Raw genomic sequence first — 15,323 nt, 5'->3', positions numbered from 1 at the left:
TCAGCGTTCCTCCTTGGCCCAGCGTGTGAACGGGGAAGTGATCGAGTTGACGAGAAGGTCGCAGATTGCGCCCACGATGCCAAGGATGATCAGACAGAAGATGAGCCGGTCGGCCTGGGAGAACAGTTGGGCCTGATAGATCCGGTACCCGATACCCGATGTGGTGCCGGTCATTTCAGCTACCACGATCAGCACAAACGCCATCGCGGCTCCGACGCGTAGACCCGAGGCGATGTCGGGGCCTGCTTCCGGCAGCACGACTTTGCGCAGCGTCTGCCAACGTCCGGCTCCGAGGCATCGGGCGGCCTTGAGATAATCGATCGGTGTACTGGCCAGGCCGCCATGGCTGTTGATCCACACCGGCACGAACACACCCAGCGCGATCACGAGGGTCTTGCTGTTCTCGCCCAATCCGAACCACAGGATGGCAAGCGGGACAAGACCGATCGTCGGGATGGGCGAGAAGACTCGCAGGACGGGCTGCAGCAGGTTACGGCCTGCAGTGGTGGTCGCAGTGATCACCGCGACCACGATCCCGGCGATGGCGCCGATCATGAATCCCACTGCAGCCCTGCGTAAGCTGGCGCTGATGTCGTCAACCAGCAAGCCCTCGGTCCACAGGGTGTGGCCCGCGGCGAGGATCTCCGGCACACTCGGAAACAACTCCCGGGGGAACCGCCCCGACGCCACGACGACTGACCACACTGCTGACGCGAGCACCAGCCCGGCGACCGTCCAGCCGAGCGGCCGTAGCCACTTTGGCCGGCCGAACGTGCGTCGAGGGGGTTGGATCGCCGGTGCCGGCGAGCGCGAACCGACCGTTGCTGTTTCTAGACGTGTCGTCATGGGCGCAAATCGATTTCCCGAAGTGGTGCGCGCGGGGTCCCGGCGGGTGTCCAGTCGAACGGGACCGCCTGGGAGCGGTACACCAGTGCAGTCAGGGTGAGCCGGTCGACTCCGGGGACCCTGGTCTGCTTGACCTCAGGCTCGCCGGCCACGCCGTATCCCTGGTACGGGCTGTGGTATTCCCAGACCACATCACCGTCGGGCGTCACCTGGAACAGCCGGCCCTGCATGCCTTCGGTGATGAGGGTGTTGCCGTTGGGTAGCCGCTGCGCGTTGCTGACGAACGAGCTGAAGAATGTCCAGGGCGGCAAGCCGGAGTCTTCGGCGGTGTACTGCCAGACGATTTCTTCAGTGACAGGATCGATTTCGAGTATGCGAGAGCCGGCGTAGATGCCGATCGAGGCCGGGGGATATCCGGCCCCACCTTGGTTGTCGAAAACCAGGATGTTGCCTGCGCCGGGGAGTCCGGCGGCGATCATGTGCGGGTTGTGCTGGCCGGACGTCTGGTCCAGTGGGCGGGGCACCTTGTGCACGCTGATCCGCTGATGCTGCGCGCCCGCTTCGGCGGCGTAATAGGGGCCCAGCTTCCACGCGATCGCCCCGGAGGTTTTGTCGATCAGCGCGATGATGTTGGCCTTGCGGAAGCTGACCACGATGTTGTCGGGATGAAAGACGCTGTCGGGCTTGGCATCGTGCCATCGGTTGGGTCCGAGCGACTTGGCGCTGTTCATCTCCAGGTAGCCCCACGGGTCTTCGGGGTCGCGTGCGACGGTCTCCCGCAGCGCCGCCCACCCGGCCTCGGAGAACCCGAACTCATCGAGATGGTCGCCGGCCAGCCACTGCCACACGATCCCGCCGTCCGGGTCGACTTCATAGAGGCCCTGATCGCCCACGACGTGGTCGCCGAGGGCGGGCACCACCCGCGGAACCGTCACGAGGATCAGCCGGTTGCCGTTGGGGAGTAGCTCCCAGTCGTGGTTCTGTCGGGCGGCACCGGCGGGTGCCTGGGCGCCCCACTCCCACACCCGCTCGCCGTCCCAATCGAGCTGTCCGACCGTGCCATTGGCGTAGATGCCGCCGCGCGCGTCGTCGCTGTCGGAGAGTTGCACTCCGACGTCGCCAATGCGGCCGCCGTTGAGTGCCGGATCGAGAATTCGCGGCGGAACCCCGGCGTAGGGCCACTCGTGCACGACCGTGCCGTTCAGGTCGATCAGGCGGGTGACAGAATCGGCGCCGGTGAACAGGACGTAACTGTCGTATGCGAGTTCAGGGTCGAGGTACGTGACCCCGGAGTGTCGTACGAATGCCATGTCAGCTACTCCACCAATGTCCTGTTACAACCATGGGTCCTCCTCGTAAAGGTTCTAATCGATTAGCGTAACGAGCGAGAGCGCCGGCGGAACCGTCACAATCGACGTGATTCAAAGGCTGGCGACAGCGTTTCCAACGACCGAAAGGTGTCCCTGCGTGAGTGGGAAACGGCCGACACTGGCTGACGTGGCGAGCAGCGCCGGGACCTCGACGGCGGTGGTGAGTTATGTGCTGAACAACGGCCCGCGTCCGGTGTCGGAGTCGTTGCGGGCCAAAGTGATTGCGGCTATCGATGAGTTGAACTATCGGCCCGATCTCCGCGCGCGAGCACTTCGTCGGCCCCGGCGCTGGCGCCAGATCGGCTTACTTGTCCCAGATCTCACGCTGCCGCTGTTCGGCGAGTTCGTAGGGCGGATCGAAGTCGAGGCCCGTGCGCGCGACCACCTCACGGTGATCGGCAACACCGGATACGACCCGGAACGCGAGCTCGAGTTCGCGACCGCGTTCGCCGAAGTCGGGATCGACGGTCTCGTCGTGATCGGCGCCGCGAATGCGCAGGAAACCGCGAAACTTTGCCGGCAGGAGCGCATTCCGGTGGTATGGATGCACAACATCCGTGGCGAGGTGGCTGTCGACATCATCGGCGTGGACCATGCCCGCGCCGGTGAGCTCGTCACGCGGCACCTCGTCGACCAGCACGGGTGCGCCGACATCGCATTGGTCGGGGGCTTCACCGAGGCCGACGTCCGCCACGGTGACCGTGAAACCGTGCGGCAACGCTTCGCCGGCGTCACCTCCGTCGTCGGAGATGACGTCCCGCTCATCCGCACCGATCTGACCCCGGCCGGGGCCTACGCTGCCGTCGGCGCGTTCCTGCGAAGTGCCGGCGCCCCTGGGGCATTCGTGGTCGGGACATACGGGCAGACCACGGCGACGGTGCGCGCGATCATCGATGCGGGGCTGCAGATTCCCGACGACATCCGCGTCGTCGGCTTCGACGGCAGCGATAACGACTACGGGCAGTTCCGTCTCACCGCAGCGCAGCAACCCGTCGACACCATCGCCCACCGGGCGCTCAGCAATCTGCTGGACGGCGCAACGGTGGCCGGACCGGATATGGAGCCGTCGCTACGGATCGGCGACACCTGCGGGTGTGCTCCGGATCGACACAACGGCCCCGGCGAGTGGCGATGCTGCTGATCCCGACCAGCGGCTCAATGTTCGTCCAGCACTCGTTCGATCACGCCCGCAGCCGTGGTTGCGCCTCCGGCAGTGTCCATCTCGGCACGCATCTGAGCCAGTCGATCACGTAGGCCGGCATCGTCAGCCGCCGCGGTCACCGCTGTCCAGATGGCATCCGCGTTCAGGTGCTCAGGGTCGAGAGCGAAGCCAAGACCGAGTCCGGCGATCCGATCGGCGTTCGCCCGTTGCTCGGCCATCTGCGGCACCGCTACCAGCGGAACCCGCTGGTAGATGCTCTCCATGGTGCTGCCCATCCCGCCGTGGGTGACGAAAGCCTGAGCGTGCCGGAGGACCGCCAATTGTGGTACCTGCTCATGGACCTCGACGTTGTCTGGGATGGGTCCGAGCCCGCCGGGATCGACTTGGTCGCCGATCGCGAGCACCACATGCCAGGGGCGGTTGACGGCCGACTCGATGATCATCCGGTAGAACTCGGGCCGGGCGTTGTAGGCAGTGCCGAGCGAGACCAGCAGCACCGGCCGACCGGTAGCTGGTGGCGACCAGTCGGCGTGCAACGCCCGCTCGGTCAGGCACGGCCCGACGAAGTGCCATCCGTCGAAGGTGTCGCCGGCGTACTGGAAGGCGCGCGGCAGCGTGACGAGCCGCGCGGCCGCGGATCTGCCCTGGAGGAAGTCACCGATCTCGGTGATGCCCTGGCTGCGCAGGTAGCGGCCGATCCGGAACATCTGCCACAGAAACCGCGGGCTGACGGGGTTGATCTTGGCGTAGGCGTTCATCGACCAGTGCCTGTTGCTGACGAAGTTCGGCCAGATCTCCACCGCGGGCACACCCCACCGATGAGCCAGGATCCTCCCCCACCAGGCGAGGGTGCCGTCGTGCAGCACCAGATCGGGTGGTGGCGTCTCGGCGAGTATCGGCACCACGGCCGCGGTCTCGTCCAGCAGCAGTCCCATCGCACGGATCAGTTCCTTGCCATGCATCTGCGGTGGCCCGCCATCGAGCTGTTCCCAGGTGGAGACGACCGGTTCGAACCGGGCACCGGTCTCGGCGATTCGGTCCCCGAACATACGGGGCGCCCAATAGGTCACCCGGTGCCCCCGCCGTACGAGTTCGGCCACGATTCCGAGCGTGGGATTGATGTGCCCAGCCCCAAGCGGCCCGTAAACAAAAATGGTCGCCACGATGGGTCAAGGTAACCCGACCCGCGCGCCAGGCGCTGAACTCGTCGGCGAAGTTTGTGGGCCCGGGAACAAAACCGCCATCGGCTCCGTTGAGCAGATCGACAGCAAGTTGAGTGATACAGACTCAAGTCTAGGTTGACAACGTATAGTCGGCCGGAGCAGGCTTGAGCGCAGTCCGCTCAGACCCCTATATGTCTATCAGGAGGCAACACCATGGCTCGTGCGGTCGGCATCGACCTCGGGACCACCAACTCCGTCGTGGCGGTTCTGGAAGGCGGCGACCCTGTCGTCGTCGCGAACTCCGAGGGCTCCCGGACCACCCCGTCGGTTGTCGCGTTCGCGCGCAATGGCGAGGTATTGGTCGGCCAGCCCGCCAAGAACCAGGCCGTGACCAACGTCGACCGGACCATCCGTTCGGTCAAGCGACACGTGGGCACCGACTGGTCCGTTGAAATCGACGACAAGAAGTACACCGCGCAGGAGATCAGCGCGCGCGTGCTGATGAAGCTCAAGCGTGACGCAGAGGCGTACCTCGGTGAGGACATCACCGACGCGGTCATCACCGTGCCCGCCTACTTCAATGACGCTCAGCGTCAGGCCACCAAGGAAGCCGGCCAGATCGCCGGCCTCAACGTGCTGCGCATCGTCAACGAGCCGACCGCGGCCGCCCTGGCCTACGGCCTGGACAAGGGCGAGAAGGAACAGACCATCCTGGTGTTCGACCTGGGTGGCGGCACGTTCGACGTCTCGCTGCTGGAGATCGGCGACGGTGTCGTCGAGGTCCGCGCCACCTCGGGTGACAACCACCTCGGCGGTGACGACTGGGACGACCGGATCGTGGAGTGGCTCGTCGACAAGTTCAAGAGCACCTCAGGCATCGACCTGACCAAGGACAAGATGGCCATGCAGCGGCTGCGTGAAGCGGCCGAGAAGGCCAAGATCGAGCTCAGCTCCAGCCAGAGCACCTCGATCAACCTGCCCTACATCACCGTCGACTCGGACAAGAACCCGCTGTTCCTCGACGAGCAGCTGACGCGCGCCGAGTTCCAGAAGATCACGCAGGATCTGCTGGACCGCACCCGGCAGCCGTTCCAGTCGGTGATCAAGGACGCCGGTATCTCGGTGTCCGAGATCGACCACGTCGTGCTGGTGGGTGGGTCCACCCGGATGCCCGCGGTCTCCGAACTGGTCAAGGAGATGACCGGCGGCCAGGAGCCCAACAAGGGCGTCAACCCGGACGAGGTCGTCGCTGTGGGTGCTGCCCTGCAGGCCGGTGTGCTCAAGGGTGAGGTGAAAGACGTTCTGCTGCTTGACGTCACCCCGCTGAGCCTCGGTATCGAAACCAAGGGCGGCGTGATGACCAAGCTCATCGAGCGCAACACCACCATCCCCACCAAGCGGAGTGAGACCTTCACCACCGCGGACGACAACCAGCCGTCGGTGCAGATCCAGGTGTTCCAGGGTGAGCGCGAAATCGCTTCGCACAACAAGCTGCTCGGCTCCTTCGAGCTGACCGGTATCCCGCCGGCCCCGCGTGGCGTGCCGCAGATCGAGGTCACGTTCGACATCGACGCCAACGGCATCGTGCACGTCACCGCCAAGGACAAGGGCACCGGCAAGGAAAACACGATCAAGATCCAGGAAGGCTCCGGCCTGTCCAAGGAGGAGATCGACCGGATGATCAAGGACGCCGAGGCCCACGCCGAGGAGGACCGCAAGCGTCGAGAAGAGGCCGACGTTCGTAACCAGGCCGAGTCGCTGGTGTACCAGACGGAGAAGTTCGTCAAGGAACAGCGCGAAGCCGAGGGTGGTTCGAAGGTCCCCGAGGACACCTTGACCAAGGTCGATGCCGCGATCGCCGATGCCAAGAAGGCGTTGGAAGGCACCGACATCGGCGAGATCAAGTCCGCGATGGAGAAGCTGGGTGTCGAGAGCCAGGGTCTGGGTCAAGCTATCTACGAGGCCACCCAGGCCGAGCAGACCGGCGGCGGCGCCGGCGCCGGGGCAGGCGGAGGTTCCGCCAGCTCGGACGACGACGTGGTTGACGCCGAAGTTGTTGACGATGACCGGGAGAACAAGTGAGTCAAGACGATTCGCACGAGCCGGTGACCATCACCGACAAACGGCGCATCGATCCGGACACCGGTGAGGTTCGCGAGTCGGCGCCGACCCCCGAGGGGGCGGCGCCGGCCGCGGCCGACGCCGTGGAGTTGGCGGACGATAGCGACGAGGTCGCCGAACTCAAGGCCACACTGCAGCGGGTCAAGGCCGAGTACGACAACTACCGCAAACGCACGCTGCGCGATCAGCAGGCCACCGCGGACCGCACCAAGGCCACCGTCGTCACCCAGTTGCTTGGTGTGCTCGACGACCTGGATCGGGCCCGCAGCCATGGCGACCTGGAGTCCGGGCCGCTCAAGTCGGTCGCGGACAAGCTCGTCAATGCTCTTGAGAGCCTGGGCCTTTCCTGGTTCGGCGAGGAGGGCGACGAGTTCGACCCATCGCTTCACGAGGCCGTGCAGCATGAGGGCGAGGGAACGCATCCCGTCGTCGGAACCGTCATGCGCCGCGGCTACAAGGTCGGCGAACAGGTGGTCCGCCACGCCATGGTCGGCGTGGTCGACACCGTGCCGGAAGAGGTCGACACAGCGGCCGAACCCACGGATAACACTGACGCCGGCGGTCCGCAGACCGCAGAATCAGACAACTAGACAGAACAACTAGAGGCAAGGAGGTGACGCAGCATGGCCCAACGCGAATGGGTCGAAAAGGATTTCTACAAAGAACTCGGCGTCTCCTCTGACGCCAGCGCCGACGAGATCAAGAAGGCCTACCGGAAACTGGCCTCCGAACTGCACCCCGACCGGAACTCCGAGCCTGGAGCCGCAGAACGGTTCAAGGCGGTGTCCGAGGCGAACAGTGTTCTGTCGGACCCCGCGAAGCGCAAGGAGTATGACGAAACCCGGCGGCTGTTCGCCGGCGGCGGCTTCGGCCGCCGGTTCAACCCGGGCGCCGGGAACTTCGGCGGTGGTGGATTCACCACCGACGGGGGCGAATTCAACCTCGGCGACCTGTTCGACGCGGCCGGCCAGGCCGGTGGCGCCAACATCGGCGATCTTTTCGGTGGGTTGTTCGGTCGGGGCGCGCAAGCCCGGCCCAGCCGGCCGCGCCGCGGCAACGATCTGGAAACCGAAACCCAGTTGTCGTTCCTGGAAGCCACCAAGGGCGTGGCCATGCCGCTGCGGCTGACCAGTCCGGCACCGTGCACCAACTGCCATGGCAGCGGTGCGCGGCCGGGCACCAGCCCGAAGGTATGCCCGAACTGCAATGGCTCCGGGGTGATCAACCGCAACCAGGGGGCGTTCGGCTTCTCCGAACCGTGCACCGAGTGCCGGGGCAGCGGGTCGATCATCGAGCACCCCTGCGGCGAGTGCCAAGGTACCGGTGTCACGACACGGACCCGCACCATCAACGTGCGGATCCCGCCGGGTGTTGAGGACGGCCAACGCATTCGCCTGCCCGGCCAGGGTGAGGCCGGGCTGCGCGGCGCGCCGTCCGGTGACCTCTATGTCACCGTGCATGTGCGGCCGGACAAGGTGTTCGGGCGCGACGGTGACGACCTGACAGTCAGCGTGCCGGTGAGCTTCCACGAATTGGCCTTGGGGACAACACTTTCCGTGCCGACACTGGAAGGCAAAGTCGGCGTGCGGGTACCCAAGGGCACCTCGGACGGCCGGATCCTGCGGGTGCGCGGACGTGGCGTCCCCAAGCGCTCCGGTGGCCACGGGGACCTGTTGGTCACGGTGAAGGTCGCTGTGCCGCCGAACCTGGAAGGCGAAGCGGCCGAAGCCCTTGAGGCCTACGCGAAAGCCGAACGGGCCAGCGGATTCGACCCACGGGCCGGATGGGCAGGCAACCTATGAGTAAGCGAAAAGAGGAAGCCCGAACGTTTCTGATCTCGGTGGCAGCCGAGCTGGCAGGCATGCATGCGCAGACCCTGCGCACCTACGACCGCCTCGGCTTGGTCAGCCCGCAGCGCAGTTCCGGCGGCGGGCGGCGCTACTCCGAGCGCGATGTCGACCTGCTGCGTGAGGTGCAGCGGCTCTCCCAGGACGAGGGCGTCAACCTGGCCGGCATCAAGCGCATCATCGAGCTCACCAATCAGGTCGACGCGCTGCGTGCCCGGGTGGCCGAGCTGACTCAGCAAGTAGAGCAGCTCAGTGCCGCCCGCCAACGCCACGATGTTGCGATGGCGTCCAAGGCGGTCGTCCTGTGGCAGCCGAGGAGGGGCAGCCGCTAGCCGACCATGATCGAGAAGGTAGCGGTCTCAGGCGTTCCGGGGACCGCGGTCGGATAGGTCCCGCGACGCAGCGCGTCGGTCGGTGCGGCCATCGGTTCAAAGCACACGACGTCGTCGCTGCGGGGTGCGAAGAGCTGCGCGGCGTGGTAGCCGCGGTGGAACGTCACGTCGATGCGGCGGTCGCCACCCGAGACCGAGAACTGCGCACCGTCTGGGACCTGATCGAATCCGTGGTCCAACTGCCTACCGCCCAGTTGCTCGGTTCCGCCGGCCCACTCCGACGTCTTACCGGTCGGAATGCCCCGATCGTCCACCGGTAGATGCCGCATGGTCGGTGTCTGTAGTTGCCAGTCTTCACGGGGGACATCCGGAAGCTGAAAGTACGGGTGATAGCCGTAGCACAACGGGACCGCCGCTGCCGCCGACGGCGTCACGGTGGTGTCCACCGTCAGGGTGTGGTCGGCGAGCGTCACCGCCATGGTCAGCAGGTGCGGGAACGGGAACGTCGTGAGCAGGTCGGGCATCGCGCCCCAATCCAGCGTCGCGACGAGCGTGTTCTCGGACTGCTCGGTGACCCGCCAACCCGGGTTGGCCGCCAGCACACCGTGAATCGGCGAGCCACGCTCGTCGACACGCACCCCTGCGACACCCGGGGTCAGCGTGACCGCGGTGCCGTCGACGTCATAGGTGTTGGCGCTGAGCCGATTTGCCCACGGGTACAGAATAGGGATGCCCAGCGTCTTGCCGTCGGCGATGTACGCCTGTAGTCCGCGGCGCTGACCCAGGAACTCGACACCGTCGTCGGCCACGGAGGTGCAGACCATTCCCGCATCCGGTACGTAGGTGGCACACAGCGATGAGGCGGGGTCACGCAGCGTGACGGGTTGGTAGCCGGCCATTGCCCAAGTTTGTCACGGTCAGCGCGTCAGCGGATCGTGCTGAATGCGTTCCGGTGGCGCGCCCTTCGCGATCAGCGCGGCCTTCGTCGCCTCGACCATGGCAGGGCCGCCGCAGATGAGGATCTGGCGGTCGCCCCAGCTGCCGTATCGGGTGACCACTTCGGGTAACTGGCCGGTCTGCCGGACGTGCAGGCCGCGCGGTGGCTGGACGTCGGGGTAGTCGCGGGCCCACGGTGGGTCGGTGCTGTATTCGGATACCGGTGTCACCGACAGCCACGGATTGGTCGAGGCGATCGTCCACAGCGTTTTCAGGTCGTAGAGGTCACACGGAAAGCGCCCGCCGAAGAACAGGTGCACGCGCGGATTCACACCGTGCAGCGTCATATCCATGATCAGCGTCCGCAGCGGTGCCAGGCCGGTGCTGCCCGCCACCATCAGCACGTCTTCGCCGTCGCGGTCGACCTGCATGCCGCCGTGCGGACTCGAGATCCGCCAGCGGTCACCCGGCCGGGTTTCGCCGACGATCGCGGTGCTGACCATGCCGCCGGGGACCGATCGCACGTGGAATTCGATGGCTCCCGAGCGGTCGGCGGGGACCGCCGGGCTGAGAAAGCGCCAACGGCGTGGCCACTGCGGGACCTCGACCGTCACGTACTGACCGGGGTGGTAGAAGAGCGGCTGGTCCAACTGCAGCCGGATCACCGAGACGTCCCGGGTAACCCGATGATGCTCGACGACGGTGCCGTCGCAGTAGGCAGGCGATTGCTCGGCATCGGCCGCACCGCGCATCACCCCGACGATCAACGCAACCGCGTCGTGGGTGGCCTCGGCCAGGCTGTCGGTCCACCCAGCGGTGAAATGTTTGCGTAGCGCGGTGTACAGCGCATCCTGCATGGTGTCGTAATGACGTTGCGTCACACCGTATTTGCGGTGATCGCGCCCAAGTTGGGCGAGGAACGCCACCGGTTCCTCTGCCCGTTGGGCGATCAACTCACCGAACAGCCAGGTCAGGGCCTGGCCAAAGGCCCTGCGTTGGTTGTCGAGGTCCGGGGGAAACAGGTCACGGGCCGAGAGGTCGGTGGCGAACCAGGTGGTGTAGAAGTCGCGGATCACCGCGCCGGAACCGTTTTGTGGGTCGACGGCATGCTGCAGTTGCTGCAGCGCATCCCGGTCATCAAGCCCCACGCGGCTGCATTCTATGCGCGCGTCAACCTGCGCTGCCGCACCGCGCGCTTGCTGGATTGCCGCACCGCGGCGGTGACCACCATTATTGCCCCGGCGAGCGCCCAGCATCCCAGCACAATGATGGCGGTGGCGGACCCTGCGCCGTCGAAGTATGCCGCGGACCGCAGCAGGGTGGCGCTGGCGCCCTGGGGCAAGAGTTGGCCGAGCTGGCCCCAACCGCTGGGCAGCATCTCCGGTGCCGTCGTCAGCCCCGACAGCGGGTTGCCCAGCAACAGGGCCAGCAATGCCCCTGAGGCCAGGCCGACCTTGCCGAACAGCGACCCCAGGCCGAGCATGAACAGGCCGGCTGCGGCCACACCGAGGGCCAGCGCGGCGGCCGCGCCCCAGAAATTCGTCTCGATGGAACCGAAGACGAAGAAGAGTAGCGCGGCGATGGTGATGCCCGCGACTCCGGAGAACACGACGACGGCGGCCAGCCGGGTCCACACCTCGCGTTTGAGGGCGAGCGTCAGAAGAATCGCGGGCAGGATGCCGGCCAACGTGATGGGCAGTGCCGAGGCGGCGAGCCCGGCGCCCCGCGGGTCTTTCTCGGCGGGCGGGGCGAGATCCTCGGTCCGTAGTGGTGCACCGGACTGCTGGGCGAGGCCTGACCCGATCTGGTTGAGCAGTTGCGCGACGGCCGGGCTGGCGCCGGTAGCAGTCAGTAGAGCTGGGCGGTCAGGGCCCAATGCAATGCCCCCGTAGACATTCCGGTTGAGGATGGCATCACGCAATGCCTGCTCGCCCGGGTAGAAGGTGACCGCGAAGGCGCCGGGAGCCTGCTGTTCGAGCCGCTCGGCGATTTGACTGGTGGCGGCCTGCGGGCCCGCCACGCCGATGGGCACGTCGTGCGGTTTGGACCGCGACGCCGGTAGGGCGAAGGCGATTGCGACGAGTGCGATCGCGACGGTCAGCACCGCGATGATGCCGATGGCGCGCAGGGCGGCCGGCGGCTCGTGCTCGGACGTCGTGTCGTGAGCGGGTAGCGATTGCGTGGTCATGCGATTGCCTTTTCATCTAGTGTTGAATTAATGATGCGCTGAGCGTAACGCCGTGCCAACCGTATTTCAACGATTATTGAAATGATAGTGTCGGCGGATGGCTTCACCAGGGAAAACAGCGAAGAAGCGGGGCCGCAGGCAGGGCGATCCGGTATCGCGGGACGCGGTCCTGAGCGCCGCGAAAGAGCGCTTCGCCACGGAGGGCTATGAAAAGACGACGCTCCGGGCCATCGCCGAGGACGCCCACGTCGACCCGTCGATGGTGCTCTACCTGTTCGGGTCGAAAGCGGACCTGTTCCGCGAATCGCTGCAGCTGATCCTCGACCCCGGCCTGCTGGTCGCCGCGCTGGAAGGCCCGGCCGACGAGGTCGGCATCCGCATGGTGCGCACGTATCTGAAGATCTGGGAGTCGCCCGAGACCGCGGCCAGCATGCGCGCGATGTTGCAGTCGGCCACCTCGAACTCCGATGCCCATGAGGCGTTCCGGTCGTTCATGCAGGAATACGTACTGACAACGGTGTCCGGTGTGCTCGGCGGGGGCGAACAGGCCCGCCTACGGGCAATGCTTGCCGCCTCGAACCTTGTGGGCACCGCGATGCTGCGCTACGTGATGGCGGTGCCGCCACTGGCGACCCTGACCGGGGACGAGGTGGTGCGGTTGATCGCGCCGGCGGTGACGCGCTATCTGACCGCCGACGCCGAGGAATTGGGCCTGCCCGACCTATAGGGCGTGAATGCCTTTGTACAACACCAGAAGTCCGATCACGATGAGGATCCCCGCGACCAGGCTCGCGTGGTTGCGTTCCATCCATTCCTTGAGTCGCGTCAACGGTGCGCCAAGGCGGTCAGGCGAAATCGCATAAGCCACAATCGGAATTGCGACGGTAGACCCGGCGACCAGGGCGTAGTAGATCACCGACGCCCACGCACCCGTCCGGCCCAGACCGGCGGTGCCGATCGCCAAACCCGCTGCTGCGCTGACGAACAGCACCTTGGGGTTGACGATGGTCAGGACCATCGCGGTGACGGCGGCTCGGCCCGGGCTGATATTGCTGAGGCTGCGCATCCATGCCGGCGAATGCTCTGAGTGCTTTCTGTTGAGCCAGCGGTAGGCGCCGAACACGATCAGCGCGGCGCCGATCACGATACGAAGCCAGGACGCCCAGGTCGGCGGTTGGTCGAGCCGCCCGAACAGATCCGAGACCATGACGAAGATCGCGGCGAGCACGGCCAGACCCACTAGCCAGCCGAACAGGAACGCCAGCCCGGTGGGTCGCGGGCGTGGCGTATGCAAGACCAGGATGCCGGGAATGATCGACAGCGGCGACAACGCCACCACCAATGCCAGCGGGATGAGTTCCGTCAGCAACGACACCAAAACATCCGGCATGGCCCACCCTCTCGTCGTATCGGTCGATCAGAACTTAGCGGCGTTCGAACTGGTTTCGGCCCAGGGTGTCGACGAACGTGGGCCCGAGCCGGTCGAGCTCGGTCAGATATGCATCAGCCCACGTGCCGAACGGTTGGTGTGCCAGGTATTCATTGCGGAATCGGTCGTCCTCGGACACCTCCGTCGCACAAAAGGCGGGGATCTCCAGATCGACCACGGGGCCGCCCCGTTCAACCTCTGAGAGCACCAGTGGCGCGTTGCCGCCGAGGAACCGGTCGATGATCCAGCCGTCCTCGCCCAGCCACATCGAGTACCGAATCTTGGCGACCACCTGGTCGGCCCTGCGCACAATCTGCGCTGCGACCAATGGGTCGAGCTCACGCTCGGCCTCGTAGCGGGTACCTCCGACGGCCGGGCCTTTCGCTGTCATCGTCCCGATCGAATCCTCGTCCATCGCCTCCACCAGACGGCCGGGATCGGCGTCCAATTCGGCAGGGGCAGTGCCCTGTACCCGGACGCGGACCGCGTAGCCGTCGGACGCGAACAGGTATGCCTGCACGATCAGCACAGGTGAGGGGTCCGATGCCGCCACGGCGGGCATTTCACGGACGAAGAACTTCCGCTCGAATTCGAAATCACCGAAGCCGGATTCGGACATGGGTAGACCGTAGCCCGGCAGTTGTCGAACGTCAGCGTCTGACGCGGGTCTCTGCACCTGTAATCCAGGCTCACCAACGCCCGGCCACGATGTCCTCGACCGCGTCGGCAGCGTGGGCCGGTCCGCCGCTGGCGTGGATCTCGTCACGAACCGCGTTGAGTCGCAACCTGACCTGCTCATCGGACGACACGGCGAGCGCGGCGTCCCGGATCTGTTCGGGGCTGGGCAGCTGGGCCGAAAGGTGCCGCCCGACTCCGACGGCCTCCAGCCGGTCGGCGTTGGCCGGTTGATCGACGGCCTGCGGAATGGCCACCATGGGCACGCCGTACCACAGCCCTTCGGTGCACGAACCCATGCCGGCGTGGGTGATGAAGCAGTCCGCGAGCTGCAGGACCGCGGGCTGCGGGACGGTGTCGCGGAGTTGCACCCATGGCGGTACCTCGCCGAGATCTCTGGCTCGGCCGGTCGCCAGGACCAGCCGCCAGCCCAGCCCGTCGAGTGCGTCGATGACATTGCGATACACGTCAACGCGTTGGGTGTAGGCCGTGCCGAACGCCAGCAGCGCCAGCGGTCCGTCGCCCGGTGGTGGGGTCCAGTCGCGTAGATCTTCGCGGCGCGGGTCGATACAGGGCCCGACGAAGCGGTAGCGGTCGCCGACCCGGTCGGCGTGGCGTTGCATCACCCGCGGAATCAGCACAAGACAACGTCCTGGCACGCCGGTCACCTCGTCGAAGGTCAGACTCGATCGGGAATCCGCCAGCCAATCGTCGAAGACCTCGCGGTAGGTCAGGCCGCTGGGACTGTTCAGGATCGGGTCCAGGACCTCGGCCATGTCGTCGTGGTAGGTGTCCCAGGCGACCTCGCTCGGTGACAACTGCGCGGCCGGCACGCCCCAGTGATCGGCTGCCACCGGGCCCGCCATGCCGCCGATGTCGTAGAGCACGATGTCAGGCCGGTCGTCGTCGAGGGCCGCGTGCAGCTGCGGAAGGACGTGGATGGCCTCATCGAGGAACATCCGCATGCCGCTGACGGGATCGTTCTCGTCCCAGTCTTCGGGTGCGCCCGGGGCGCCCGGCAACACCGAGGTGCATTCGATGACGTCCGCGCCGGTCGGGTGGACCAGCCAGGCCAGATGGCCGCCGACCAGGTAACTCACCCGGTGGCCGCGGTCGACGAGCTCCCGGACGACCGCCAGGTGCGGGTACATGTGGCTGGGCGCGGATGCGGCGACGACGGCAATGTGCACGGTCTGATTGTGCCCGCTCGAAGTTAATCAGAGTTGAGCGGAACAGACTCAACCTTGACTGCGT

15 protein-coding genes are annotated in these 15,323 nt (G+C 66.1%); 6 read left to right on the top strand and 9 right to left on the bottom strand.

What is annotated here, in order from left to right:
• Nucleotides 1-846, bottom strand: coding sequence for an ABC transporter permease (locus ABQF30_RS27905; protein ID WP_448469982.1), 846 nt, complete (start codon nucleotides 844-846; stop codon nucleotides 1-3).
• The gene (locus tag ABQF30_RS27900) at nucleotides 843-2,156 is read right to left on the bottom strand and encodes an aryl-sulfate sulfotransferase (RefSeq protein ID WP_448469980.1); all 1,314 of its coding nucleotides are present in this window, start codon (nucleotides 2,154-2,156) and stop codon (nucleotides 843-845) included. Before ABQF30_RS27900 ends, ABQF30_RS27905 begins: the two co-directional genes overlap by 4 nt.
• Nucleotides 2,157-2,313: 157 nt before the next feature.
• On the opposite strand from ABQF30_RS27900, the gene ABQF30_RS27895 reads away from it, so the two are divergent.
• Nucleotides 2,314-3,357, top strand: coding sequence for a LacI family DNA-binding transcriptional regulator (locus ABQF30_RS27895; RefSeq protein ID WP_448469978.1), 1,044 nt, complete (start codon nucleotides 2,314-2,316; stop codon nucleotides 3,355-3,357).
• A gap of 14 nt (nucleotides 3,358-3,371) precedes the next feature.
• Here the strand turns inward: ABQF30_RS27895 and ABQF30_RS27890 are convergent, their stop codons facing one another.
• Complete coding sequence (locus ABQF30_RS27890; protein ID WP_448469976.1) at nucleotides 3,372-4,541, bottom strand: macrolide family glycosyltransferase; 1,170 nt, start codon at nucleotides 4,539-4,541, stop codon at nucleotides 3,372-3,374.
• Nucleotides 4,542-4,754: 213 nt separating this feature from the next.
• Between ABQF30_RS27890 and dnaK the strand changes: the two genes are divergently transcribed.
• From dnaK to ABQF30_RS27870, 4 genes are read left to right on the top strand one after another with little or no spacing between them, the layout of a single operon-like run.
• Nucleotides 4,755-6,623, top strand: coding sequence for a molecular chaperone DnaK (gene dnaK / locus ABQF30_RS27885; RefSeq protein ID WP_448469974.1), 1,869 nt, complete (start codon nucleotides 4,755-4,757; stop codon nucleotides 6,621-6,623).
• Nucleotides 6,620-7,252, top strand: coding sequence for a nucleotide exchange factor GrpE (grpE, locus tag ABQF30_RS27880; protein WP_448469973.1), 633 nt, complete (start codon nucleotides 6,620-6,622; stop codon nucleotides 7,250-7,252). Before dnaK ends, grpE begins: the two co-directional genes overlap by 4 nt.
• Before the next feature lie 33 nt (nucleotides 7,253-7,285).
• Complete coding sequence (gene dnaJ, locus ABQF30_RS27875; protein WP_448469971.1) at nucleotides 7,286-8,464, top strand: molecular chaperone DnaJ; 1,179 nt, start codon at nucleotides 7,286-7,288, stop codon at nucleotides 8,462-8,464.
• Nucleotides 8,461-8,841, top strand: coding sequence for a heat shock protein transcriptional repressor HspR (locus ABQF30_RS27870; protein WP_448469969.1), 381 nt, complete (start codon nucleotides 8,461-8,463; stop codon nucleotides 8,839-8,841). The genes dnaJ and ABQF30_RS27870 overlap by 4 nt, the downstream gene beginning before the upstream one ends.
• On the opposite strand, the gene ABQF30_RS27865 is transcribed toward ABQF30_RS27870, so the two are convergent.
• The 3 genes from ABQF30_RS27865 to ABQF30_RS27855 are packed head-to-tail and all read right to left on the bottom strand — an operon-like array spanning nucleotide 8,838 to nucleotide 11,965.
• Nucleotides 8,838-9,740, bottom strand: a complete 903-nt coding sequence (locus ABQF30_RS27865) for an aldose 1-epimerase (protein WP_448469967.1) — start codon at nucleotides 9,738-9,740, stop codon at nucleotides 8,838-8,840. The two genes, ABQF30_RS27870 and ABQF30_RS27865, sit on opposite strands and share 4 nt — an antisense overlap.
• A gap of 18 nt (nucleotides 9,741-9,758) precedes the next feature.
• The gene (locus ABQF30_RS27860) at nucleotides 9,759-10,925 is read right to left on the bottom strand and encodes an FAD-binding oxidoreductase (RefSeq protein ID WP_448469965.1); all 1,167 of its coding nucleotides are present in this window, start codon (nucleotides 10,923-10,925) and stop codon (nucleotides 9,759-9,761) included.
• A gap of 11 nt (nucleotides 10,926-10,936) precedes the next feature.
• Nucleotides 10,937-11,965 (bottom strand): ABC transporter permease, encoded by a 1,029-nt coding sequence (locus ABQF30_RS27855; RefSeq protein ID WP_448469963.1) that lies wholly within the window; start codon nucleotides 11,963-11,965, stop codon nucleotides 10,937-10,939.
• 97 nt (nucleotides 11,966-12,062) lie between these two features.
• Here ABQF30_RS27855 and ABQF30_RS27850 point away from each other — a divergent pair, with 97 nt between their 5' ends.
• The gene (locus ABQF30_RS27850; protein WP_448469961.1) at nucleotides 12,063-12,692 is read left to right on the top strand and encodes a TetR/AcrR family transcriptional regulator; all 630 of its coding nucleotides are present in this window, start codon (nucleotides 12,063-12,065) and stop codon (nucleotides 12,690-12,692) included.
• Here ABQF30_RS27850 and ABQF30_RS27845 read toward each other — a convergent pair.
• The 3 genes from ABQF30_RS27845 to ABQF30_RS27835 form a co-directional block, all read right to left on the bottom strand.
• Nucleotides 12,687-13,355 (bottom strand): GAP family protein, encoded by a 669-nt coding sequence (locus ABQF30_RS27845; RefSeq protein WP_448469959.1) that lies wholly within the window; start codon nucleotides 13,353-13,355, stop codon nucleotides 12,687-12,689. The genes ABQF30_RS27850 and ABQF30_RS27845 overlap by 6 nt on opposite strands.
• A gap of 34 nt (nucleotides 13,356-13,389) precedes the next feature.
• The gene (locus tag ABQF30_RS27840) at nucleotides 13,390-14,013 is read right to left on the bottom strand and encodes a CYTH domain-containing protein (protein WP_448469957.1); all 624 of its coding nucleotides are present in this window, start codon (nucleotides 14,011-14,013) and stop codon (nucleotides 13,390-13,392) included.
• A gap of 70 nt (nucleotides 14,014-14,083) precedes the next feature.
• Nucleotides 14,084-15,259, bottom strand: a complete 1,176-nt coding sequence (locus tag ABQF30_RS27835; protein ID WP_448469955.1) for a macrolide family glycosyltransferase — start codon at nucleotides 15,257-15,259, stop codon at nucleotides 14,084-14,086.
• Nucleotides 15,260-15,323: the final 64 nt, after the last annotated feature.

Source organism: Mycolicibacterium sp. XJ870, from assembly GCF_053483975.1.
Note: the sequence above shows the minus strand (reverse complement) of the source record. Positions and strands in the feature narration are given on the sequence as shown.

What these genes read in the sequence shown, in the direction of transcription:
- ABQF30_RS27905 (WP_448469982.1), bottom strand. Translation starts at nt 846, where the DNA reads ATGACGACACGTCTAGAAACAGCAACGGTCGGTTCGCGCTCGCCGGCA.
- ABQF30_RS27900 (WP_448469980.1), bottom strand. Translation starts at nt 2,156, where the DNA reads ATGGCATTCGTACGACACTCCGGGGTCACGTACCTCGACCCTGAACTC.
- dnaK (WP_448469974.1), top strand. Translation starts at nt 4,755, where the DNA reads ATGGCTCGTGCGGTCGGCATCGACCTCGGGACCACCAACTCCGTCGTG.
- dnaJ (WP_448469971.1), top strand. Translation starts at nt 7,286, where the DNA reads ATGGCCCAACGCGAATGGGTCGAAAAGGATTTCTACAAAGAACTCGGC.
- ABQF30_RS27870 (WP_448469969.1), top strand. Translation starts at nt 8,461, where the DNA reads ATGAGTAAGCGAAAAGAGGAAGCCCGAACGTTTCTGATCTCGGTGGCA.
- ABQF30_RS27865 (WP_448469967.1), bottom strand. Translation starts at nt 9,740, where the DNA reads ATGGCCGGCTACCAACCCGTCACGCTGCGTGACCCCGCCTCATCGCTG.
- ABQF30_RS27855 (WP_448469963.1), bottom strand. Translation starts at nt 11,965, where the DNA reads ATGACCACGCAATCGCTACCCGCTCACGACACGACGTCCGAGCACGAG.
- ABQF30_RS27850 (WP_448469961.1), top strand. Translation starts at nt 12,063, where the DNA reads ATGGCTTCACCAGGGAAAACAGCGAAGAAGCGGGGCCGCAGGCAGGGC.
- ABQF30_RS27845 (WP_448469959.1), bottom strand. Translation starts at nt 13,355, where the DNA reads ATGCCGGATGTTTTGGTGTCGTTGCTGACGGAACTCATCCCGCTGGCA.
- ABQF30_RS27840 (WP_448469957.1), bottom strand. Translation starts at nt 14,013, where the DNA reads ATGTCCGAATCCGGCTTCGGTGATTTCGAATTCGAGCGGAAGTTCTTC.